The organism is Exiguobacterium sp. s70 (assembly GCF_018618315.1).
In the GTDB taxonomy this organism is placed as follows: domain Bacteria; phylum Bacillota; class Bacilli; order Exiguobacteriales; family Exiguobacteriaceae; genus Exiguobacterium; species Exiguobacterium chiriqhucha.
The window spans coordinates 160,568-184,321 of sequence record NZ_JACSLV010000001.1; the positions used below are offsets into that span (position 1 = coordinate 160,568).

At 53.9% G+C, this 23,754-nt stretch carries 23 protein-coding genes; 6 read left to right on the forward strand and 17 right to left on the reverse strand.

Features of this window, described 5'->3' with window-relative positions:
* Nucleotides 1-91: 91 nt before the first annotated feature.
* Nucleotides 92-1,915: a translation elongation factor 4 gene (gene lepA, locus KNP84_RS00860; protein ID WP_021065662.1), complete on the reverse strand. Its 1,824-nt coding sequence runs from the start codon at nt 1,913-1,915 to the stop codon at nt 92-94.
* Between the two features lie 220 nt (nt 1,916-2,135).
* On the opposite strand from lepA, the gene rpsT reads away from it, so the two are divergent.
* Nucleotides 2,136-2,396, forward strand: a complete 261-nt coding sequence (gene rpsT / locus KNP84_RS00865) for a 30S ribosomal protein S20 (RefSeq protein ID WP_021065661.1) — start codon at nt 2,136-2,138, stop codon at nt 2,394-2,396.
* A 30-nt stretch (nt 2,397-2,426) separates the two neighbouring features.
* Here rpsT and KNP84_RS00870 read toward each other — a convergent pair whose 3' ends face one another.
* Together KNP84_RS00870 and holA are read right to left on the reverse strand one after the other, a co-directional pair.
* On the reverse strand, nt 2,427-2,861 hold the full coding sequence (locus tag KNP84_RS00870) for a GNAT family N-acetyltransferase (protein ID WP_215114047.1): 435 nt from the start codon (nt 2,859-2,861) through the stop codon (nt 2,427-2,429).
* A gap of 9 nt (nt 2,862-2,870) precedes the next feature.
* Nucleotides 2,871-3,881, reverse strand: coding sequence for a DNA polymerase III subunit delta (holA, locus tag KNP84_RS00875; RefSeq protein WP_235045161.1), 1,011 nt, complete (start codon nt 3,879-3,881; stop codon nt 2,871-2,873).
* Between the two features lie 90 nt (nt 3,882-3,971).
* Between holA and KNP84_RS00880 the strand changes: the two genes are divergently transcribed.
* Entirely contained in the window at nt 3,972-4,136 is a 165-nt protein-coding gene (locus KNP84_RS00880) for a YqzM family protein (RefSeq protein ID WP_016508105.1), read from the forward strand.
* 59 nt (nt 4,137-4,195) lie between these two features.
* Here the strand turns inward: KNP84_RS00880 and KNP84_RS00885 are convergent, their stop codons facing one another.
* The 7 genes from KNP84_RS00885 to KNP84_RS00915 all read right to left on the reverse strand — a co-directional run bounded on the left by KNP84_RS00885 (nt 4,196) and on the right by KNP84_RS00915 (nt 12,250).
* Nucleotides 4,196-6,328, reverse strand: a complete 2,133-nt coding sequence (locus KNP84_RS00885) for a ComEC/Rec2 family competence protein (protein WP_215114048.1) — start codon at nt 6,326-6,328, stop codon at nt 4,196-4,198.
* A gap of 1 nt (nt 6,329) precedes the next feature.
* Entirely contained in the window at nt 6,330-6,899 is a 570-nt protein-coding gene (locus KNP84_RS00890; RefSeq protein WP_021065657.1) for a helix-hairpin-helix domain-containing protein, read from the reverse strand.
* Nucleotides 6,900-7,054: 155 nt separating this feature from the next.
* Nucleotides 7,055-8,698: a methyl-accepting chemotaxis protein gene (locus KNP84_RS00895; protein ID WP_215114049.1), complete on the reverse strand. Its 1,644-nt coding sequence runs from the start codon at nt 8,696-8,698 to the stop codon at nt 7,055-7,057.
* Nucleotides 8,695-9,666, reverse strand: coding sequence for a BMP family lipoprotein (locus tag KNP84_RS00900; protein ID WP_021065655.1), 972 nt, complete (start codon nt 9,664-9,666; stop codon nt 8,695-8,697). The genes KNP84_RS00895 and KNP84_RS00900 overlap by 4 nt, the downstream gene beginning before the upstream one ends.
* Before the next feature lie 143 nt (nt 9,667-9,809).
* Complete coding sequence (locus KNP84_RS00905; RefSeq protein WP_021065654.1) at nt 9,810-11,324, reverse strand: flotillin lipid rafts scaffold protein FloT; 1,515 nt, start codon at nt 11,322-11,324, stop codon at nt 9,810-9,812.
* A 3-nt stretch (nt 11,325-11,327) separates the two neighbouring features.
* On the reverse strand, nt 11,328-11,849 hold the full coding sequence (locus KNP84_RS00910) for an NfeD family membrane protein (RefSeq protein ID WP_021065653.1): 522 nt from the start codon (nt 11,847-11,849) through the stop codon (nt 11,328-11,330).
* Complete coding sequence (locus tag KNP84_RS00915; protein ID WP_021065652.1) at nt 11,849-12,250, reverse strand: hypothetical protein; 402 nt, start codon at nt 12,248-12,250, stop codon at nt 11,849-11,851. The genes KNP84_RS00910 and KNP84_RS00915 overlap by 1 nt, the downstream gene beginning before the upstream one ends.
* A gap of 123 nt (nt 12,251-12,373) precedes the next feature.
* On the opposite strand from KNP84_RS00915, the gene rnhC reads away from it, so the two are divergent.
* The 3 genes from rnhC (at nt 12,374) to KNP84_RS00930 (ending at nt 15,520) form a co-directional block, all read left to right on the forward strand.
* Entirely contained in the window at nt 12,374-13,285 is a 912-nt protein-coding gene (gene rnhC, locus KNP84_RS00920; protein WP_021065651.1) for a ribonuclease HIII, read from the forward strand.
* A 72-nt stretch (nt 13,286-13,357) separates the two neighbouring features.
* Complete coding sequence (locus KNP84_RS00925; RefSeq protein WP_021065650.1) at nt 13,358-14,170, forward strand: alpha/beta fold hydrolase; 813 nt, start codon at nt 13,358-13,360, stop codon at nt 14,168-14,170.
* A 327-nt stretch (nt 14,171-14,497) separates the two neighbouring features.
* A complete protein-coding gene (locus tag KNP84_RS00930) occupies nt 14,498-15,520 on the forward strand; it encodes a PTS sugar transporter subunit IIC (protein ID WP_034796886.1) in 1,023 nt (340 codons plus the stop codon).
* Nucleotides 15,521-15,561: 41 nt separating this feature from the next.
* On the opposite strand, the gene pheT is transcribed toward KNP84_RS00930, so the two are convergent.
* The 6 genes from pheT to KNP84_RS00960 all read right to left on the reverse strand — a co-directional run bounded on the left by pheT (nt 15,562) and on the right by KNP84_RS00960 (nt 21,885).
* Complete coding sequence (gene pheT, locus KNP84_RS00935; RefSeq protein WP_215114050.1) at nt 15,562-17,937, reverse strand: phenylalanine--tRNA ligase subunit beta; 2,376 nt, start codon at nt 17,935-17,937, stop codon at nt 15,562-15,564.
* A gap of 12 nt (nt 17,938-17,949) precedes the next feature.
* The gene (gene pheS / locus KNP84_RS00940; protein ID WP_214835177.1) at nt 17,950-18,972 is read right to left on the reverse strand and encodes a phenylalanine--tRNA ligase subunit alpha; all 1,023 of its coding nucleotides are present in this window, start codon (nt 18,970-18,972) and stop codon (nt 17,950-17,952) included.
* Between the two features lie 301 nt (nt 18,973-19,273).
* On the reverse strand, nt 19,274-20,020 hold the full coding sequence (locus KNP84_RS00945) for a TrmH family RNA methyltransferase (RefSeq protein ID WP_215114051.1): 747 nt from the start codon (nt 20,018-20,020) through the stop codon (nt 19,274-19,276).
* Nucleotide 20,021: 1 nt separating this feature from the next.
* On the reverse strand, nt 20,022-21,101 hold the full coding sequence (locus KNP84_RS00950; protein WP_021065645.1) for a M42 family metallopeptidase: 1,080 nt from the start codon (nt 21,099-21,101) through the stop codon (nt 20,022-20,024).
* A 23-nt stretch (nt 21,102-21,124) separates the two neighbouring features.
* Nucleotides 21,125-21,607, reverse strand: a complete 483-nt coding sequence (locus KNP84_RS00955) for a dUTP diphosphatase (protein WP_029595195.1) — start codon at nt 21,605-21,607, stop codon at nt 21,125-21,127.
* Nucleotides 21,608-21,630: 23 nt separating this feature from the next.
* Complete coding sequence (locus KNP84_RS00960) at nt 21,631-21,885, reverse strand: hypothetical protein (protein WP_214835179.1); 255 nt, start codon at nt 21,883-21,885, stop codon at nt 21,631-21,633.
* A gap of 238 nt (nt 21,886-22,123) precedes the next feature.
* On the opposite strand from KNP84_RS00960, the gene KNP84_RS00965 reads away from it, so the two are divergent.
* Nucleotides 22,124-23,215: an RNA-guided endonuclease TnpB family protein gene (locus KNP84_RS00965; protein WP_215114052.1), complete on the forward strand. Its 1,092-nt coding sequence runs from the start codon at nt 22,124-22,126 to the stop codon at nt 23,213-23,215.
* Between the two features lie 178 nt (nt 23,216-23,393).
* Here KNP84_RS00965 and rplT read toward each other — a convergent pair whose 3' ends face one another.
* The gene (gene rplT, locus KNP84_RS00970; protein ID WP_021065642.1) at nt 23,394-23,753 is read right to left on the reverse strand and encodes a 50S ribosomal protein L20; all 360 of its coding nucleotides are present in this window, start codon (nt 23,751-23,753) and stop codon (nt 23,394-23,396) included.
* Nucleotide 23,754: the final 1 nt, after the last annotated feature.

The following is a 23,754-nucleotide window of genomic DNA, read 5'->3' on the forward strand; positions in this document are numbered from 1 at the left end:
TTTCTCTGTAAGTACGTACTATTCCGTGCCTGACGTGCCGAATCCTGCCAAATGACAAAAATCGCCCTTATCCGGAGATAAGGGCGAACGATTATTCTTCGTCCATCGACAAGACGGACATGAATGCTTCTTGTGGCACTTCGACGGAACCAACCATCTTCATGCGCTTTTTACCTTCTTTTTGCTTCTCGAGCAATTTACGTTTCCGCGAGATGTCACCACCGTAACATTTGGCGAGGACGTTCTTACGAAGTGCCTTGATTGTCGAGCGAGCCACAATCTTCGTTCCGACTGCTGCTTGAATCGGCACTTCGAACTGCATCCGCGGGATGAGTGCTTTCAGCTTCTCGACGATGACCTTCCCACGTTCGTAGGCGAAATCACGGTGCACGATGAAGCTCAAGGCATCGACGAGCTCGTTGTTGAGGAGGATATCCATCTTGACGAGTCGCGACGGACGATAGCCGATCAAGTCGTAATCGAGCGACGCATAGCCTTTCGTGCTCGACTTCAACTGGTCGAAGAAGTCGTAGACGATCTCACTGAGCGGGATGTCGTACGTGATTTTGACGCGGGTCGTGTCGATATACTGCATATCGATGAAGCTACCGCGTTTCTTCTGACAGAGCTCCATGATGGCACCGACATAATCGTTCGGTGTCATGATGGCCGCTTTGACGTATGGCTCTTCAATCAATTCAACTTTTTGCTGTTCTGGCATCTTCGACGGGTTGTCGACGTGGATGACGTCCCCTGCTGTCGTCGTGACGTGATAGATAACCGACGGTGCCGTCGTAATCAAATCAATGCCGAATTCACGCTCGATTCGCTCTTGAATGATTTCCATGTGGAGCATACCGAGGAATCCGCTCCGGAATCCGAATCCGAGTGCCTGTGACGTCTCCGGCTCGAACTCGAGCGCCGCGTCCGACAACTGAAGCCGTTCAAGCGCTTCACGCAAATCGTTGTACTTCGCCGCGTCAATCGGATAGAGACCGCAGTATACCATCGGGTTCATCTTCCGGTAACCCGGGAGTTGTTCCGTCGAAGGGTTTTTGGCGAGTGTGATCGTATCACCGACACGAACGTCGCCGACCGTTTTAATCGACGCCGAGAGCGTCCCAACGTCGCCGACATTCAATTCTTTCACCGATAACGGTTTCGGTGTTGAGACGCCGAGGTCCGTGACTTCAAACGATTTGCCCGTCGACATCATTTGTACCTTGTCTCCGACTTTGACCGAACCGTTGACGATTCGAATCGAAGCGACGACGCCGCGATAAGCGTCATAATACGAGTCGAAAATCAACGCCTGAAGTGGCGCTGACGGATCTCCCGTCGGTGCTGGGACGAGTTCGACGATCTGTTCGAGAATCTCTTCAATCCCGATTCCCGCTTTGGCCGAAGCCGGTACGGCATCACTCGCATCCAAACCGATAACGTCCTCAATCTCTTGACGGACGCGTTCGACGTCCGCAGACGGCAAGTCGATCTTGTTGATGACCGGGATGATTTCAAGGTCGTTATCAAGCGCGAGATAAACGTTCGCGAGCGTCTGGGCCTCGATGCCTTGCGCCGCATCGACGACGAGGACAGCCCCTTCACATGCTGCGAGTGAACGTGACACTTCATACGTGAAGTCGACGTGTCCCGGTGTATCGATCAAGTGAAGGATGTACTCTTCTCCGTCTTTTGCGGTATAGTTCAATTTAACGGCGTTCAACTTGATTGTAATCCCACGTTCCCGTTCGAGATCCATCGCATCGAGCGTCTGTTCTTTCATTTCACGCGCCGTGAGCGCACCAGTTCTCTCGAGAATCCGGTCAGCGAGCGTCGACTTCCCATGATCGATGTGAGCGATGATGGAAAAGTTCCGAATCTTCTTCTGACGATTCTCTAATTCTTGTTTGTTCATATATGGGTTCACCTATCCTTCTCATGCATACCGTGTCATTATATCAAAATCCTAAGTTAATGTGTACGACCTACTTCAACAATACCACATATAGTTTTCAGAATAATCATCAAGTGGTTGCTTTTCGAATAAGCGTTTGCTACAATTGTGCTTGTTCTGTTGAATGATTACTTGAAGTAATAAGAACATACACTTTCTTGTTTCAGGGGGTGACAAAACAATGGCAAACATCAAATCAGCAATCAAACGTGCAAAAACTTCTGAAAAGCGTCGCGTCGCGAACTCGCAAGAGAAAGCAGCAATGCGTACAGCAGTGAAACGTGTTGACGCTCTCGTACTCGAAGGAAACAAAGAAGCTGCTCAAGAAGCTTTCGTCCTCGCTACGAAGAAAATCGACAAAGCTGCAGCAAAAGGTCTTATCCACCAAAACAAAGCTGGCCGTGACAAATCACGTCTTGCAGCTCGCATCGCAGCTCTCTAATTAGAGACTAAAACGAAACAGCCGCCTCCATTAGGAGCCGGCTGTTTTTTGGGTTCGCATGACGTAATGGGTCCCGATTTCAGGAATCTCGAACGGTTCGCCCACGACGACTAGCCCGTTCCGCTCATAAAAACGGACTGCCACTTCTCGGGCGTTGCACCACCACGACTCATTGACCGCTTCATGCAACGCCTGTAAAAACGACGAGCCAATCCCTTGACCAGTAGATGTCGGGTCAGTCGCCATCCCTCTGAGTTGGTACGGCACCGTCTGACCATCGAAGTCACGCCCCACTTCCATCACGGTCGCAATCGACACGACACGACCGCCTTCGACCCAGGCGAAGTGACGCGTCGTCTCCGCGTCATCCCCTTCAAAATAACACGTCTCCACCGGCAATCCTGGCCGCAACACTTCATGTCGAAGCGGAATCACTGCTTCTAACCCTACTTCCTGTAACCCCATGTCCTCACCTCACAGTAATGTCAATTGGCAGACGAGCGTATCAAACACGATCTGCTTGTCACCCCGTCCCGTCTTCATCGCCTCATCCGCGTCGGCAATCAATGTCAGTGCCCGTCCGAGCTGAGCCTCGGAGAAATTCCGGCTCGCTTGCGAGGCCAGTTTCACCGTATACGGATGCGCCCCGATTTTCGAGGCGATTTGCTTCTCGCCATACCCCTTCTCCGTCAGCTGTTTCGCGAGATACATATTCCGATACTGTCGCGCGAGGAGTGCTAACAAACCGATCAGCTCTTGACCTTGCTTCTCTAAATCTCGGACGAGCCGAAGCGCCGCATCCGCACGACGGGCCACTAAGAATTCGGACAGTTGGAACACGTTGTCTTCGAGTGTCCGCGGGACGAGATCGTTGACGATATCAATCGGAATCTCTGCCCCTTCACTCGCGTACAGTTGCAACTTCTCGAGCTCGCGGACGAGTTTGCCCCAATCATCCTGACAGAGGAATAACAGCCGTTCGACGGTCGCCCGCTCCATTTTTTGGCCGCGCCGGTTCAGCTCGTCGCCGACGTAGCGCATCAGCTCCGACTGGCTCGGTTTTTTCGCCTCGAGCACGATGGCCCGCTCTTTCAAGCGCTTGACGACTTTTTTCCGTTCGTCGAGCTTCTCCGCTTCGATAATAAAGACGAGTACGGAATAAGGCGCTGGTTGTAACGCGTATTCGGTCAATCGCTCGACGTTTTGCTTTTGCTTCTCTTTTGCCCCCGTCAAGAACTGCGCTTGTTTGACGATGACGGTCCGATACTCGCTAAAGAACGGTACCGTCTCCGCCTCATCGAGCGCCGTGTCGAGTGACGTCTCGTGCAAGTCGAGCTGCATGACATCAAAGTGGTCACCAGATGGGTTGGCCGCTTTGATGATGGCCCGCTCCCACGTCTCTAGCAAATATTTTTCTGTCCCAAACAGGACGTACACGTTCGACAACTTTCCGTTATGCAGCCACGGTTCATTCAAAACACACACCACTTTCACAATTTATTCTTATCTAAACATAGATTATCCTTCACTGATTCGCTATACTTAGGACGGAACCATTTCAAGGAGGGACTCACTATGCATATTAACTCTGTTCGCCCACAAAGCGAAAACCCGTTCGAGAACGACGTACAGTGCAAACGTAACGATGCCATCGATTCAGCAATCGGCTTCATCGTCCCGTTCGGCTTTTTCTTCACCATCTTCGCGATTGGTGTCCTCATCAAGTTCTTGAGCTTATAAGTCAGTCAGAAAGCGATTGCCCCGGGGGAGCAATCGCTTTTTTAGTTTATCATAGTTTTTCATGGCGGTACTGCCTTCGTCACAATCCCGCGACACCGATTTCGTTCACAGACGACCATCCCGTCCTCGTCCGTCCGTAATACCCGCTTTCCCTCGAGACGTTGCAGCGTGTCAAGATGCGGATGTCCGTAACGATTGTTCCTTCCGACACTGATGATGACCCATTCCGGATTGATTCGGTTCAACAGCGCCTCACTCGACGATGTGTTCGACCCATGATGCCCTAATTTGAACACATCGACGTCAACGGTCGGAATCATCTCTTCCCGCGTGTCCGGCAAATCCCCAGTCAATAAATACGTGAGCGCCCCGACCTGCATGAACAGCGACACCGAGTTCGCATTCTCGTCCTCGCCCGCCTCTCCCGGTGCGACGACCCACATCCATGGATACGGCCTATCCCCGCTCGACAGGAGCCTGACCGGGACTTGATAGGTCTCCAGCTCGGCCAGTAACTCGTCCCGTTTGCCTTGATCCGCTACTTCCGCCGAGAGCCACACCTCATCGACTTCGATGGACGAGAGCAAACCGGACAGTCCGCCGACGTGATCATGATCGGCATGGGTAAGCAATAAGAAGTCGAGGCGCGTCTCCCCTCGCTTCCATATGTACGGGGCGACGACGTCCGCTCCCGGGTCATAGGTGGACCGTTTCGATTCTTTCGGGTCTTGAAACACTCCGCCGACATCGATGACTCCCGTGACCTCGCCGTACTCGACGACGACGGCATCGCCTTGTCCGACGTCTAAAAACGTGACGCGCGGCTCTTCGACCCATTCAAGGACGCCATGCATGAGCAAGAGCGCAATCACGGCAAGCCCCCAACCGCTCCATCGTTTCCACTCAAGGAGCATCAATCCGCCCCACAGGACGACAGCGAGGCCAAGAGCGTGCCAAAACGTAAACTCATGCAGCGGAAGCCAAGGCCGCCAATCGTGATGCAGGGCGAACGTCCCATTCAGGCCATCGAGGATCGGATGCAGGAGCGGCTCTGCGGTCGGTACAATATACGCAAACAGGGCGAGCGGAATGACGACCCAGGAAATTAAGAAAGCGCCGACGACGTTATACACGGGTGCCAACACCGATATAACCGGTTGAACGGGCCATAACAAGATAAGCCCGAACCATTGGGCGTATACGGCCAGTCCGAACGGTCCGGTCCAAATCGAGCGTGTCACGAGCAAGAACAACGTCATCGCGACCGTCAACTGAAACCCTAAGTTCCAAAACAAATACGGTTGCAAGGCGAGCAAGAACGCCGCGCACCAACTGAGCAACCGAATCGGGTCGCGGACACGGTAACCGAACAGTGACAACACAAGCAGCACATCGGCGACGAGCACGGCCCGCGCCACTGGCGGCGAAAACCCGGTCAACCATCCGAACAACGTGACCACAACGAGAATCAACATTGTCTTCGTCTCTCGTCGGAGCGGCAACGGCCGCGTCGTCCAACGCAATCCGAGCACGAGGAGCGCGATATGTGACCCGGAGATGACGAGCAGATGGAGCAGACCGGTCACCCGGTAAGAAAACGAGGTATTCTCATCGAGCAACCGACTCTCCCCGAACAATAACGCCTCCATATAAAGCGCCACATCCGGCCGATACGTCGTCTCGATTCTTGCGAGCTGTCGTTCCTTCCAACGGAGCATCCGTCCACTCATGCCGTCACTCGGACGACACGCCTCGATGGCGACGTCACTCCCTTTAAACGCAAGTCCGGCCCCGTACGCCCAAGCCGCCTCGTCGAACCCACCCGTATTGCGCAACGGTGCGAACGGGGTCTGCTTGAACGTGACGAGGCACGTCTCTCCGGGACGACCGAGCGAGAGGTCACGACCGGTCAATACACCTTCCCTTCCGTCGATTTGTCCATACAGCCGCCCCGATTGGCCATTGTCCCGCCGGCTCTCGATGGCGAACAGATAGGGTCCGTCCACAGGCAACGGCTCGGCGTCAGGACGCACGAACACGAACAGGACGAGCAGGACGGCACCAATGTGCGCATAGACGGATTGACCACGCCAAGTGAAGACGATGGCGACAGACAACAGGAGGCAGAGGGCGACTGATCCGTGTATCCCGGCAATGAATAGGCTGATTGGCAACAATGGATATAGTGGCATGTCATGGAACCAAGAGATAACCTTCCATACTTTCTAACGTCTTCTCCCCGAACCCTTTGACGTTGCCGATCTCTTCGTATGACTTGAACGGCCCATGCTGTTTCAAATGATTGAGAATCGCCTCGGCTTTGGCCGGACCGATGCCCGGTACGGTCATCAATTCGTCCTTCGTCGCACTGTTGACATGGACCCCGTTCGTCCCCCCGCCCGCTTCTTCAGCGGCCGGCACAACGACCGTCTCCCCTTTTTTCGGGACGCTCACTTTCGTCCCATCGACGAGCAATTGGGCCAAATTCAATTGTTCGGGATCAGCCTCGGCCGTCAAAACGGCGAGAGACAACACATCCCCGACACGGGCCCCTTGCGGCATCGTATACATATCGGGCGCCTCGACCGCCCCGGTCACATAGACGACGATTTCGGTCGGGACGCTCGGCTCGATTTCCGGCTCGGGTGTCGCCACGAACTGTTCGACCATCGGCGTCTCCGGTTCTTTCGAGTAAAACATATAGCCCACCCCAATGAATAATCCGACGAGCAGCACGACGACATACCGTCTCCACTTTTCCATACGTCTCCTCCTCGCGTGAGTCTCCCCTCTAGTATGAGCAAATAGACATCGGTGCGCCCGTTCCTCCTTTGACGTTTCTGACGCGCTTATGACCCTGATGGACGTGTGTCGCATCCGCTTCGAGACGACAAAAAAGAGACAAGCCGAAACTTGTCTCAGTTCTCTTCAAAATGTTGGACTTGGCTCGCGAGTGCGGCGGCCTGCCCTTCTAACTCCTGCATCAAGGCGAAAATTTGATCGAAGCTCGCTTGTTGCTCTTTCATCGAGGCCGCGACTTCTTCATTGCCCGCCGCGAGTTCCTCGGTCACGCCGCTCACTTCCTCGACCCGTTTCAAGACGTTCGTGACTTCCGTGCTCGATGCGACCATCTCGCGCTCGATCGTCCCGACGAACGAGGCGACGTGATCGGTCCGGTCATGGATTCGACTGAACGCCTGCTTCGTCAATCCGAACGCCTCGAGCTGTGCCGTCTGCTCACGACTCGACTCTTCGACCATGTCCGTCAAGCGGACGACCTCATCGCGAATCGTCTGGACGACTCCGAAAATCGAACGTGTCGCCACGTTACTTTCTTCAGCCAGTTTCTTGACTTCGCTGGCAACGACTGCAAACCCTCGTCCGGCCTCGCCAGCCCGTGCAGCCTCGATGGCGGCGTTCAAGGCGAGCAGGTTCGTCTGGGCGGCGACGTCTTCCACGAGTTTCGCCATTTTCTCAATCTCTTCGGTCTTCCGGGCGAAGTCATCCATCCGATTGACGAGTGATGCGTTGCGCGCGCTCGAGCGCTCTAGAATCGCTTCCTGGTCCGTCAGCGTCTCGATACCGGCCGCGACTTCACGAGTCATCTCGGTCGTCTGTTCAGTCGTCTGCTTCGTCTGGTTCAAACTCGTCTCGAACGAGGTCGCCATGATGCCGACCGATTCGAGCGTCTCTTGCAGTTCCGTTGCAATCGACTGCGCCCCGTTCGCCATCTCATCGACCGCATTCGTGATGTTCGACGTCGTGCTGACCACGGCCTCGTTCTCGGCGGCCGCTGTCTCCGTCATATCGTTCACTTTCATCGACGTGACGCGAATGGACCCGATGACCGTCTGGAGCGACATCGTCATCTCTTGCATGGCCCGCTCTAACCGTCCGATTTCATCACGGCGCGTCGAATCCGGCAACGTGATTAACCGGCCGGCCGCGATTGCTTCCGCCGCCTCAACGTTTCGCTCGAGCGGATGGGTGATCGAGCGGGCGAAGAAGAAGTTATAGACACTGAGTGCGCCGATGACGAAGACCGTCAACAATACCGATACGAGCAGGAGACGTTTCGTCTCGCTCGCCGCCTCGGCCTGTAGCGCTTCATAGAACGTACCATTTTTCAAGAGGAGCGTGTTCACATCGTTCAATACTCCTTCGAGTTTGGCGGCTTGAATCCGGGCCGCAATTCCGCCTGCCTCGGCCGTCTCCACTTCAGCTTCAATCCGTTCATACTTCGTTGTCGCCCGTTCAAGGTGCGTCGCGAACTCCGGAATCAGATATGTCTGTTCGAGCATCGCAAACGTTTCTCCGTTCGTCGCCCGGATGCGCTCGAGTTGCGTCAGCGTCGATTGACTCATCTGCTCGCCGAGCGATGTCCAAAGCGACTGTTCTTGCAAGAGCGACGTCTCGAGCTGTGACAGCTCGATCATTTGCGTGCCGTATTGTTCATTGTACGTCTGTAGACGATTGAGTGTCGTCAAAACGTAACTCATCATCAACACAATCAACAAGACCGTGAACACGGTCGAAAAGATAAACCGTTTCCGTAAACTCATTTCAGCGTCCCCTCCATCAACTGTTTCTGAAACGCCTCAAACTGTTTTGTCTCTTCGTCATCCCACTGGACACGACGAAGAGCGGCCAAACCGACACCGTTTTGATCGATTCCGAGTTCGACGTGGGTATTGAACGCCTCGTTCTCGAGTCGATTCGCGATTTCAACGATGGCCAAATCAACTTGTTTCAACATCGACGTGATGACCGCGTCCGGTGCAATCATCGATTGATCACTGTCGACCCCGATGGCCTTCACACCGTTCCGCTCAGCCGCCTCTAGAACTCCGACCCCTGTCAGTCCTGCAGCGGCGTATAACACGTCCGCTCCGGCTTCAATCTGTTTCTCTGCCAATTCGCGCCCGATTTCAGGTGATGCAAAATCGTTCGCATAGTCGACGAGCATCGTCACGTCATCGTTGACACTTTTCGCTCCGAGTTCGAAGCCAGTCCCAAACTTTTGAATCAGTTCGTTGTCGACGCCCCCGATAAATCCGATTTTGTTCGATTCCGTCTCGAGCCCCGCGACTGCACCGGCTAGCGCACTTCCTTCCGTCTCTTTGAACGTCACGGACATGACGTTCGGTAACGTCGATACGGCATCGATCAACGCGAACTGTTGCTCCGGATGTTCGGCCGCTACCGCTTCCAAGTCCTCTTGACAAGCGAACCCGAGCCCGATGATGACGTCATGTCCGTCGGCGACGAGCTGTTCGAACCCGGCCTTGTACGTTTCCGTCTCATCCAACTCGCGGTAATCGACGAACCATTCCCCCGTCTCACGGAGTTGTCCCATGCCGCGCATCGCCGCATCGCTGAATGACTGGTCCCCGAGACCAACATCAGACAACACAACGCCCATCGATTGACGGGTTTCAACGGTTGCTTCCGGTTGGTCAATCACAGACTGACAACCTGGTAACCAAGTCACACATGCGGCCAACAAGCCGATGATGAGTGATTTCTTCATAATCGCTACTTCCTCTCTCTAATGGTCTGACATCTCACTTATCGTCAGAAACCGATCGAGTTTGAAGCCTTTCGTTTCAAATTTAGGGGAATTTGAGTGAAACAAAAAAAGCCACAGACGATGACTTGTCTGTGGCTCCCTACTTATTCTTCCGTCGCGGCGAACGTTGACTCGCTCAACTCGCGATTCGCACTCGGCTGAACGTTGCCTTTTCCAGCAAAGTTGTCGAGTAAATCTTTCATATCGATTCCTGACGACGCTTTGAGCGTCTGTTGCAGCGATGCCATCAAGTCGGTGGCGTAACCCGTGACTTTGCCGGCTCCGCCGTCTTTGCCGCTGCCCGTATCGACGACCGTAATCTTGTCGATATTGCCAAGCGGTGCCGCGATTTGTTTCGCATAATCCGGAAGCATCTTGACGACCATGTCGAGGATGGCGGCTTGACCATACTGCTCGAACGCTTCGGCAATCTTTTGTTTCGCTTCGGCTTCGGCGAGACCCGTCAAGCGGATAATGTCGGCTTCGGCTTCCCCTTTGGCCCGTTCCGAATCGGCCTCGGCCACACCGGCGAGGCGGACCCGTTCGGCGTCGGCTTTCGCTTCCGCTTCAATGCGATACTTCTCAGCGTCGGCTGCGGCAATTTGACGTGCCTTGTCGGCTTCGGCTGACTGCTCGATCGCATAGCGGTCGGCGTCGGCTTTCTTCTTCACTTCAGAATCGTACTGTTTCTCACGACGCATGATCTCTTTCTCTTCGAGCTCGATTTGCTTTTGACGTTCGATGATTTGGACCTGCATCTGTTGCTCGGTGACTTCTTGCTTCGCTTTCGCTTCTTCGAGCTCATACGCTTGGTCGGCGCGGGCCTTGGCGACGTCTTGTTCACGGCGATACGCCGCGATACGAAGCTGGTTCTCTTTCTCGGCTTCCGCGATTTCTGAAGCACGTTCAAGTTCCGCTTTCTTCGCGTCCTTCATCGCTTCTGCTTGTTTGATGCGCGTCTCTTTGTCCGCTTCGGCCGTGGCGATATCGGCATCTCGCTTCACTTGCGCGATTCTCGGCTTCCCGAGCGATTCAAGATAGCCGTTCTTGTCACGAACATCTTTGATAGTGAACGAGACGATAACGAGACCCATCTTGGCCAAGTCTTGTGAGGCGACGCGTTGCACTTCTTGTGAGAACTTATCACGGTTCTTATAAATCTCTTCAACTGTCATTGAACCGAGAATCGAACGGAGGTGACCTTCGAGCACTTCTTTTGCCTCGTTCTCGCGTTCGATTTTCGGTTTGCCGAGGAATTGTTCGGCCGCCGTGGCAATCTCACTGATCGAGCCGCCGATTTTGATGATGGCCGTCCCGTCCGCCATGACCGGTACACCTTGCTCGGTATACACTTCCGGCGTCGTCACTTCGAGCTTGCTCGAGAGAAGACTGAGTGGTTCAGCCTGCTGGAACACCGGCAAGACGAACGTTCCGCCCCCACGGATAATCTTCACACGGTTGCCTGACGCGTCGCTATGGACGTTCTTTTTCCCTAAGTAGCTGCCGGTAACGATGAGCGCCTCATCTGGTCCGACCGTGCGATACTTCAACACGAAGACGAAAATTAAGGCGAGCAAAATCACCCCGACGATAATACTGGCTAAAATAGCTGTGTTCATACGTTAAAACTCCTTTCGGATTGTCGGTTCGTCATACTCCATGACGACCGCAATGTTTCGTTCGACTTCGATGATGACGACGCGTTGTGTCGTATCGATGGCTTTTCCGTCGACACTCTTGGCCGTTTTTAGTACGGATCCCGTTACCGATTCGACGAGCACTTCGCCAAACCCACCTTCTGGGACCGGGACCGTCAATCGACCAATCAGGCCGACGAGGGATTCATCGGTCATTCCGATCGATTCTTCCGCGTTCGATAGCGGCAAGAGGACGAATAAGTACAGGAGCGTCGTGAGCGCGAATGAACCGACGAGGGCGACGGCAAGCCCTATCATTGGCGACACGTGGGCAAGCGCATTTAAAATCAATCCGATTCCCGCACCGAGCGCTAAAAAGGATAAGATGACGGCGGGATTGAACCAACCATCAAATACATCGAACGCATCTGAAAAAATCATGTACACGAATGTACCGAGACCCGCGATGATGAGTACCCACCAATACAGCTGATCTAACGATTCCATTACCACTCCTCCTCGGCGCGACGCTGTCGTTCGTACGAAAGGACGCGGCGCAAATGTTCGACTTCGAGCGCGAGCGCCTGTTCAATCGTGTCCCACTCTGCCAACGGTCGGGTCGGTTGATTGACCGACTGTCGGACCCGTCCTAACGTCTGCTCGAGACGTAAACGATCATAGCGGTCGACCGCCTCCATCCGTTCTTGTCGCAGAAGTGACAAATAGTGATCGACTTCCGCTTGTAACGCAATGATTTGCTCGGTCGCCGCTTCCGACGATTCCTGCATGAGCAAGCGACGCACCCTGACTTGATGGGCGATCAGTTTTGCAATCCGAGCTTCTAGCTCGAGAATATGTTTATAGAGAGATTCTGCCTCATCTTCATCCGTGTCATCGCGCCACCACATCTCCGACTCACCTCGCTTCTTTCTTTACTCACTTGTCTATACGTTTAGAGCGAAACTTTGGTTTCAAAATAACTAAAAAAAATGTAAGATTGATTTGCTAGCGTTAGAAAGGAAGTGCTCACATTGGGCAATCAAGTCATTAAATTATCAGCTACCGCCCAGGAGGAACTCATCGCGAGTTATCGGGCCCATTCAGTCAATCCTCCGCCACACGCACGATTCAGTGCTAAAACACCTCAGTGTGTGATTACGGTCTACAATTCGGGTAAAGTCATGTTCCAAGGACGTGATGCCGACACGGAAGCCGCCAAATGGGGAACGAGCATTAAAAAAGAACCGAGCGTTCCGAAAAATGTTCTGCCGGAAGGCTTTTCGGACTGGTCTGTCATCGGGAGCGACGAAGTCGGAAAAGGTGATTATTTCGGACCGCTCGTCGTCGTCGCCGCCTACGTGCCAAAAGAGAAAATCGCTCTCGTCAAAGAGCTCGGGGTCAAAGACTCCAAACTGCTGTCGGACACAGAGATCGTCCGAATCGCCAAAGACTTGCACGTCACCATCACCTATCAGAAGGCGACGTTGCACAATCCGGCGTATAATAAAATGCAACGGACGATGACGCAAGGCAAAATGACGGCCGTCGCCCATAACGCCGCCTTGTCGGCCTTATTACAGAAGCTCGATGCGACACCGGACGCCATTTTAATCGATCAGTTCGCTGAAAAGAACATCTACTATAACCACCTTCGGTCCGAAAAAGCAGTCGTCAAAGACGACGTCTATTTCTCGACGAAAGCGGAAGGACTGCATGTCGCCGTGGCCGCCGCCTCGATTCTCGCTCGCGCCTTGTTCTTAAAAGAAATGGACAAGTTAAGTGCGACACTCGGGGTCACGTTACCGAAAGGCGCCGGCGCCAAAGTCGACCAAGTCGCGGCCGATTTGATTCTTCGTTATGGTCAATCCCGTTTGAACGAGGTCGCGAAAGTTCACTTCGCCAACACGAAAAAAGCAATCCGGTTGAGCGAGTTGAAACGATAGTCCTACATTTGTAGATATGGTATATTATTTTTAGGGTTTAATGAACTTAAAAATTTTTGGAGGATAGCGTTCATGTTGCATTATAAAACGTACACATTAAGCGACGACCATCCTTGGGTCATCTTCATCCATGGCGCGGGTGGAAGTCTGTCGCATTGGTATCGTCAAATTCGGCCGTTCAAAAAGAAATATAACGTGCTCCTGCTCGACCTACGCGGACATGGCGGCTCTTACAACGCAGAACAGTCGTTGAATCAACCGCTGAACGCGTATACGCTCGATGTCGTTGTCGAAGACGTCGTCGAGGTCATGGACCACTTACAGATTGAAAAAGGCCACATGGTCGGCCTATCGCTCGGGACGATTGTCATTCAAGCGATGTTCGAGCACCATCCGGAACGAATCGCTTCAGTCGTGCTCGGCGGGGCCATCGTCAAGTTCAACGTCCGCTCGACGTTGTTGATTCGCCTCGGTAGTCTCGTACAGAGCTTCGTGCCGTACATGTGGCTATATCAGCTGTTCGCGTGGATTTTATTACCGAAGAAGCGTCATAAGAAATCACGCATGATGTTCGTCCGCGATGCGGCCAACCTGTGTCAACGCGAGTTCATCCGCTGGTTCAAGATGACCGAGAATATGAATCCGTTGCTTCGTCATTTCTCTTCGATCGAGACGAACGTACCGATTCTCTATATTATGGGTGACGAGGACTACATGTTCCTCGAAGCCGTCGAACGGACTGCGAAACATCAGCCGACGGCTCGTGTCCAAGTCGTCACTGACTCGGGCCATGTCGTCAATGTCGACCAACCCGATCATTTCAATTCAATCTCGATGGCATTCATCGATCAACAAGTTGGCTCACTTGCAGCCAGCACGTCTTAATACGAGACGATCCTTCATTGGGTCGTCTTTCTTTTTGAGCGGTTTTCAATTTTTTTCAAATTAATTTTCAGAAAATATTGATTATTGAAAAATATCGTGTTACTCTTAGACAAATCTTAACAAACGGAGGAGCTGGCAATGATGAAAACCCATGCGCAACACGGCCTACTGATTATTATTCGACTGAGGGACTGAAAATCGACTCGATGACCGAGACGAATTTTTGGGCCCTTGTTTCGATGGTTTCGGACGAGGCGCTCATGGTATGACCGACGCGCCTATCCCATCCGGATAGGTTTTTTTATTGGATTGACACACATAGAGGAGATGATGGAAGTGAAACAGTACGCAATGGACCGAATGATCAAAATATCAGCAGGAATGGCAAGCGCCGTCCTCGTCACGCTCGGGGTTGGACTCTTAATTGAAACGATTGGGAAGATGGCCGGCATCGAGACACTCGTCTTGATCGGGCAAGTCGCGAAATCATTGCTCGCCCCGGCACTCGGTGCCGGTGTCGCTTATCAGCTCGGCGGCAATACGCTCATTTTGTTCAGCTCGATGATTGCGGCAACCGTTGGTGGTGCGGCGCTCCAAGCGACCGAGAGCGGGCTCGTCCTCGTGCCCGGTCAACCGATCAGCGCCTTGATTGCAGCAGCGGCTGCGGTCTGGTTAGGCAAACGTGTCCTCGGGAAAACGAAATTTGATATGATGGTCGTCCCGGTCACGGCTGTCCTTGGAGGCGGCATCGTCGGAGTCGGCGCAGCAGCCGTCACGACACCGCTCATCAACTCAATCAGCGCCAGCATCACCGCTTCGGTCAATACGTCTCCAATCGCGACATCGCTCGTCATCGCGCTCGTATTTAGTGTCATGCTCATGTCACCTGCTTCGTCGGCCGCACTCGCCATCGCGCTTCAACTCGACCCGGTCGCCAGTGCCGCCGCGTTGATCGGATGTACGGCCCAGTTCGTCGGCTTCACGCTCATGGCATATCGTCAAACAGATCCAGGCGGTTTGGTCGCCTCGTTCTTCGTCACACCGAAAGTCCAGTTCCCGAACGTCGTCAAAAACCCTCGCGTCGTCATGCCGCCTTTCATCGCGGCGATGATCAGCGCGCCGATTGCGACGCTCGTCTTCTCACTCGAAGTCCCTTATGAGATCGCGGGACTCGGGCTCAACTCATTGATTGCACCGCTCAACATCCTTGCCGCGCAAGGAATGGACGCGTTCCTCATCTTCGTTGGAACGGGAGTCGTCCTTCCAGCCGTCATCACGCTCGTCTTGTATAAAGTGACATGCCTCGTCGGTTGGACAAAGTTTGGCGACTTGGCTCTTGAAGTCCAGTAAACTCAAAAAAGGTGTCCACACGTGGTGGACACCTTTTTAAGTTATGCGCGAACTTCCGCACCGTGTGCCGCTTGAACGGCAGTGAGAATCGCTTCATACGACGCCGTCACTTCTTCATCTTGAAGGGTGCGGGTCGGATCTTGATACTTGAGCGAGAAGGCGATTGATTTCTCATCGTCCCTTACGTTCTCCCCGATATAGACATCGAACAAGGCGAGGTCAATCAAGAGCGGTCCTGCCGCCTGTTTGATGGTCGCTTCGACTTGACCGGCCGGGATGTCCCGTTTCAACACGAGCGCCAAATCACGTGTGATGGATGGGAAACGTGGTACGTCTTCATAGATGAGCTCGGCTGACTGTTGCAACACGTCCAAGTCGAGTTCGAACACGTACACTTCTTTCAATCCATACACGTCTTTCGACACACCTGGGTGGACTTGTCCGACGTAACCAATGACACGTCCGTCGATGAGCACGTTTGCGGTACGACCTGGGTGCATATCGGCAATCACGGCCGCCTCATACGTCGCTTCGACACGTAGCGCAGACAAGAGCGTCTCAACGGCTCCTTTAGCGACGAAATAGTCGACCGGGACACGCGTACCTTGTGAACGGTGATCGTACCAAAGTCCCGTCAATACGCCGGCGATGCGCTCCGTTTCACGTGGCAACGTCTCGCCTTGTTCAACATAGACGCGTCCTGTCTCATACAATCGCACGTTCGCTTGTTGACGCGACGTATTGTAACGAGCCGCCTCCAACAGACCTGGAATGAGCGATGTCCGGAGTACCGAACGCTCTTCGCTCATCGGCATTGCCAAGTTCACTTGCGTCAAGTCGGCTCCACTGAAGCGTGAGGCGTTCCCGACGCTCGTGAGCGAGTACGTGATCGCTTGCGACAATCCTGCGCCTTGGAGGATGCGACGGACGCGACGGCGCAACACGTTTTCTTTCGGGAGGTACCCTTTCGAGTGTGACGCCGGAAGGCTCGACGGAAGACTGTCATAGCCATAGAGGCGTGCCACTTCTTCCGTGATGTCAGCCGGCAACTCCAAGTCAGGGCGACGCGACGGTACGTGGACCGTCAACGTCTCGTCCCCGGTCACATCCAGACCGAGACGTTCCAAGATGCGGACAATCGTCTCTTGCTCGAGGTCCATTCCGAGTCGATGGTTGATATAAGCGACCGAGACATCAATCGTCCGAGCCGCAGAGTCTTTGTCCCCAGCGATGACGATGTCGCTAATTGTGCCACCGCTCACTTCGACGATGAGTTCGGCCGCACGGTCAAGGGCCAATTGTAACCGTTCCGGGTCGACCCCTTTTTCAAAGCGGGCACTCGAATCCGAGCGTAAACCGAGCGTACGGCTCGTCTTACGGACCGATGCCGGTGCGAAGTAGGCCGACTCGAGGATGATACTCGACGTCGTCGCATCGACTTCGGTGTTCGCTCCACCCATGACGCCGGCGATGGCGACAGGCTGCTCGCCGTCCGTGATGACCATCATCGAGGCATCGAGCGTGCGCGTCACGTCATCGAGCGTGACGATTTCTTCCCCGTCATGTGCTTGACGAACAGCAATCGTCGTTCCGAGTTTCGCCGTATCGAACGCATGAAGCGGTTGACCGAGCTCGAGCATGACGTAGTTCGTCACATCGACGACGTTGTTGATTGGGCGGACGCCTTCTGCGATCAAAATATTTTTCAACCATTGTGGCGAGTCACCGATGACGACGCCGTCGACACGGCGTGTCGCATAGTATGGACAGTTATCTGTCTCGAGACGAACGCTGACCGTGTTCGCGACATCTGTCGTCACGTCGGCAGTCGGTAATGTGTATGGGCGCTCAAGGATGGCCGCGACTTCATGAATGATCCCGTAAAGGCTTAAGCAATCCGAACGGTTCGGTGTCAATCCGAGCTCAATCACTTCATCGTCGAGGTCTAACAGGCGGATGACGTCCGCACCGACTTCGACCGGTTCGCGGAACGTGTGAATGCCGTCCTGCTCGTCTTCGCGAATTTGTTTTTTCTCGAACCCGAGTTCCTCGAGCGAGCAAATCATCCCTTGCGACTCGACGCCGCGCAGCTTCGCTTTCTTGATTTTAAGTCCTGGGAGACGAGCTCCGACCGTCGCCACGATGACGTGTTGACCGGCGGCGACGTTCGGCGCGCCACAGACGATTTGAACCGGGCTGTCCGCACCGATATCGACCGTCGTCACGTTCAATTTGTCGGCCTCAGGATGCTTCTCGCAAGCGAGGACATGCCCGACGACGAGTCCCGACAAGCCTTCCGACCGGCTGACGACGCTTTCGACTTCAATCCCGTTTTTCGTGATTAAGTCGCCGAGCGTTTGTCCGCTCAAATCGGATACATCAATATATTGATTCAACCATTTTTTTGATAATAACATGTGTGATCCCCCTTAGAATTGCTCGATGAAGCGTAAGTCGTTTGTATAGAAGTGACGGATATCGTCCACCCCATGTTTTAACATCGCCATCCGTTCGACACCGATTCCGAATGCGAATCCAGACATCTTCGTCGAATCATAGCCTGCCATCTCGAGCACGCGTGGATGCACCATCCCGCTACCAAGAATCTCAATCCAGCCTGTCTTCTTACAGACGTTGCAGCCTTTGCCGCCGCACTTGAAACAAGAGATGTCGACTTCGACCGACGGCTCCGTGAACGGGAAGAAACTTGGACGGAGACGAATCTCACGCGTCTCACCGAACAACTGCTTGACGAACGATTCGAGCGTCCCTTTCAAATCGGCCATCGAGATATGCTCATCGATGACGAGCCCTTCGATTTGCATGAACTGATGCGAGTGCGTCGCGTCATCCTCATCGCGACGGTACACTTTACCCGGGCAGATGATGCGAATTGGTTTCCCTTCGGCTTGGAGCATCGTCCGTGCTTGAACAGGAGACGTATGCGTCCGGAGAAGCGTCTCGTCTGTCACATAGAACGAATCCTGCATATCGCGGGCCGGATGATCTTTCGGGAGGTTGAGCATCTCGAAATTGTACAAATCCGTCTCGACTTCCGGACCTTCGGCAATCGTATAGCCGAGACCGACGAACAAGTCTTCCATCTCATCGACGATCTGTTGAAGCAAGTGGGTGTGTCCTGGTAGAGACGTCCGACCCGGGAGCGTGACATCAATCGTTTCAGCCGCCAGTTTCGCTTCGAGCTCGACTGCCTTCACTTCCTCAATCCGTGCCTCTAACGTGTCTTGGATTGTCGTCCGGACCGTGTTGACGAGTTCACCCACGACTGGTCGTTCTTCAGGTGAGAGTTTCCCCATCCCGCGAAGCACCTCGGTCATCGGCCCCTTTTTCCCTAAATATTTGATGCGGACATCGTTCAACTCTTTTTGCGAAGATGCCGCTTGAATCTCTTGCAACGCCTCTTGTTGTAATTGTTCCAACTGTTCTTTCATTCTTATTTCCTCCTCTACAAAAAAAGTCCCTTCAGTCGATGACTGAAGGGACGAATAATCGCGGTACCACCCTACTTGGCCGAAATCGGCCCACTTGAGAGCATCGGTATCGGGATGCTACTTCGGTGTTGTCTCCAACACGACTCGAGAGTGAATTCAGCGCCGCCCAAGGCATCGGCTCGCAGTCTCGGCCCATGCTCCCTGTACTCGTTCGGTAGTTCGCGTACTATGCTCTTTCAACGTCTATTCGATATTTTGTTCGATGTAATTAACCTATCACGATTTGTCAGTGCTGACAAGGTTATTGTAGCGCAATCCGATACATGAGAATACCGGCCGCGACGGCCGCGTTCAACGATTCGGCATCGCCGAGAACCGGGATATGGACACGCGTGTCACACAAGTCGAGCACGTCTTGACGTACGCCTTGTGCCTCGTTGCCGATGACGAGCGCGACCTTCTCACTAAAATCGACTTGCTCGTACGATGTCGCTTTCGCGAGAGCCGTGCCGTAAATCTGGAAGCCTTCGTTCTTCAATTCAGGCAACGTCTCGAGCAAATCGACCGAGCTCACGTTGACGTGGAACAAAGAACCTTGTGTCGCGCGCACGACTTTGGCATTGAACGGGTCGACCGTCCCTTTGCCGAGAAGGACCGTATCAAAGCCGGCCGCGTCCGCCGTCCGAATCATCGTCCCAAGGTTACCTGGGTCTTGGATGCGATCGAGGACGAGCACATGTTTCATCTTTCGTTCGACCGGGGCCATCTTGACGACAGCGAACACACCTTGCGTTTTCTCCGTCTCTGATAACAAATCGGCCACATGGTCGGATAGTTCGAGGACAGGCATCTCATCAAGGCGCCATGATCCTTTCGGGGTATACGACTCCCCCATAATCAGCTGGACGAGACGTCCGGCAAGGATGGCCTCGTCGACCAAATGCTCGCCTTCGACCAAAAATTGTCCGGACTCTTGTCTGCCTTTTTTCGTCATCAAACGCTTTAAGCGCTTAATCGTCTCACTTTTCGTAGACGTGATTTTCGTCATATTATCCCTCTTTCAACCATTGAACCGTTTCGTGGTCGAGTCGTTTCGTGAGCGCTACGACCAAATCGACGGCTGCTTCATAATCTGCTTTGTGAATGATTGAGACATTCGTATGCAAATAACGGACCGGTACCGTGAGCGCGACGGCCGGCATCCCGACACCTGCCAAATGGAAGCGGCCAGCGTCCGTTCCACCGCCCGGCGTCAAATCCAATTGGTACTTGATGTCGTTCTCTTTCGCCACTTCGACGATCAAATCGATGAGGCGCGGGTTCGTGATGGTCGTCGCATCGAAGAAGATGACTTGAACGCCTTCCCCGAGTTTCGACAATCCTTCTGCCGGTGTCATCCCTGGTGTATCTCCAGGAATACCCGTATCGACGGCGATGGCGACGTCCGGTTTGACCAAGTTGGCAGCCGTGACGGCACCGCGCAACCCGACTTCTTCTTGGACCGTCGCTCCAGTAAAGACAACACCCGGAACTTCGTCGTCTTTCAATCGTTTCGCCGCCTCGATGGCGATGGCACAACCGATTCGGTTATCCCACGCTTTGGCCATCAAGAAGTCTTCATTTTTCATGACCGTGAACTCACAGTGTGGGACGACCGTATCGCCCGGGCGAATGCCCCACTCCGCGACTTGATCTTTCGACGTCGCACCGATATCGAGGAACATGTCTTTAATCTCGACAGGTTTCTTGCGCGCCTCGAGCGGAAGCACGTGCGGCGGTTTCGCACCGATGACTCCAGGGATTTTTTCGCCTGAGCGTGTGACGACGTCCATGCGTTGCGCGAGCAATACTTGGTTCCACCAGCCACCGAGCGCTTGGAAACGTAAGAAGCCCCCTTCTTCGATTCGTGTCACCATGAAGCCGACTTCATCCATATGGCCGGCAATCATGACACGCGGTCCATCCGCGTTGCCCGTCACCCGTCCAAACAGACTGCCTAACCCGTCTTGTTCGAACGCTTCCACGTGAGGCTCCAAGTATTCGCGCATCAATGAGCGAACTTCTCCTTCATTTCCCGGGACACCGGTGGCATCCGTCAAGCGTTTCAGCATATGTAATGATTCGTTCATGGGACATCGCTCCTTCGTTTCGATTAGTAACCTTGATTTTGTCGCTCATGGTTCTTTTCATTTTTTGCCATATACGCCATCACCATCAACTCTTCGTTGATGCCGAGCGTATAGCCAAGTTCGAGATAAGCCGCCATCAGCGTCTCGTACATCGGTTCCGTCTTCGACAAACCAAAGTTCGTCACTTTGCGGAACACGTCTAAAAAAGCGTCAGTCGCATCAAGATACGAGCTACCTGCTGGGAACGAATCGCGTTCATACCCGAGGGCAAGACCGAGCGACAATAAGAAATGAATGCCGTCGACATACTCTTCTAAGATCACGTCTTGAGGCGACGGGCCCTTCGTTGACCAAAATTTAAAGCTACGGGTCTCATTGGCGAGTTCACCGAGTTCGACGAGCAAAGCGAGTAGCCGCTCATCAAATTGGTTCCCGGATAGTTGATGTTCTTCTTTGATCCGCTCATCTAATTCACGCTGCCGATCAAATAATGTTGTCCAGTTCACCGGTTGCTCCTCCTATTCTGCATTCAAAGCAGTACTAAAATCATTAAAGACCAGCCGACTGCCAAAATCAATACTTGTATTTGAACGCTTTTTGGGGCATGAACCGCCTTTTTCCGCGTCAAATGAAGCCCGAACAGAGCACCGATCGCACCGCCGGCATAAGCATATAAGACGTTGAAATCACCTTCGCCGAGCGTGTACCGTTTCGCCTGCAAATAGGTGTAGACGTTCAAGACGATGAGTGCCAACGCGACGATGGCTAAGACTGATTGATCCATGGGACGTCCTCCTTATCTTAAGTTTAACATAATTAAGCGAGAATTCTCCCACCTCTAAACGTCCGGGGCGAAGCCCAGCGTAGGTGGGGGATGAATCGCCTGCTTGCGAACCCTTTGGATATCCCTGTGACAAATATAACGAACAAAAGTTCGTGATTCCGTCAGATTTCCCTCCCCCCTTCGCGGGTATCGGAATGGGACGAGCATCATCCTGACATCGGGCAAAGGAGGGGCGGACATGCTGAAGGCATACAAATACCGGCTCCACCCGACGGCGGCGCAGGCCGAGTTCCTGATCAAGACGATCGGCTGCGCCCGCTTCATCTACAACAAGTTGCTCGAGGACCGCATCGCCATCCATGAGGAGGCGAAGGCGAGCGGCGGGCCGAGGCGGAAATCGCCGACACCGGCCTCCTACAAGCCGCTGTTCCCGTTCCTGTGCGAGGCGGACAGCCTCGCGCTCGCGAACGCGAAGCTGCACCTCGACACGGCGTTCGCGAAGTTCTTCGCCGGGACGGACGGCTTCCCGGTGTTCAAGTCGAGACGGAGGGCGCGCGCCTCCTACACGACGAACAACCAGCACGGCACGATCCGCATCGAGGCGGGAAAAGTCCGTCTGCCGAAGGTCGGGTTCATCCGGTTCACACAACACAGAAGTTTCGAAGGGGAGATCCGGTCTGCGACCGTGTCGATGACACGGACGGGCAAGTTCTTCGTATCGCTCCTCGTCAATCAGGACGACGAGCCGTGGGTCCCGGCCGAGCACAACATCGGGATCGACCTCGGGCTGGACCACTTCGCCGTCATGACGAACGACGATCTCGTCACGGAGAAGATTGTGAACCCGCGCAACCTGCGACAGGCCGAGGCACGGCTGAAATGGGCGCAACGCGCGCTCGCCCGAAAGAAGCCCGGCAGCCGGAACCGTGAGAAGGCGCGGCTCCTCCTCGCGAAGACACACGAACAGGTCAAGAACCGACGGCACGACTTCCTCCACAAGCTGTCGCGACGCATCGTCGACGAGAACCAAGTCGTCGTGGTCGAGACGCTGAAGCCGAGGGAGATGATGCAACATCGCCGCCTGGCGAAATCGATCGGGGACGCCGGATGGGGCGAGTTCGTCCGACAACTCGAATATAAATGTAAATTCTACGGGCGGAAGCTGATCAAGGCCGACCCGTGGTTCGCCTCGACCCAGGTCTGTTCGAGCTGCGGCGAGAACGGCGGCAAGAAGGGGTTGGACATCCGCGAGTGGACGTGTGCCACGTGCGGCGCACACCACGACCGCGACGTCAACGCGAGCCTCAACCTGTTGCGCCTCGCCGACTGAAACAATCAGGGCAGGGACTGCCCGACGAGCTTGGCCCATAACCGTGGCTGGTCTAAGCACGGTCTTCCCAAGAAGCTCCCACTTCAGATTGCGAAGCGAGCAAGTGGTGAGTAGTTCACGGAATAAATCAGAAAAAAGAAAGCGCCGAGATAAGGTCTCGGCGCTGTCGATTGAACGATTACGCGTTCAATTTTGATTTAGCTGTATCAGCAAGTGACGCGAATGCTTGTGCATCTGTCACAGCAAGCTCAGCAAGCATCTTACGGTTGATGTCGATCCCTGCGAGCTTGAGGCCGTGCATCATACGGCTGTATGAAAGACCGTTTGTGCGTGCTGCCGCATTGATACGTGTGATCCAAAGACGACGGAAATCACGTTTCTTTTGACGACGGTCACGGTAAGCGTACATGAGTGACTTCATGACTTGTTGTTTTGCTACTTTAAATAGAATGTGTTTCGAGCCAAAATAACCTTTGGCAAGCTTGATTTGCTTTTTACGACGTTGACGAGTCGTATAACCGCCTTTTACGCGTGGCATA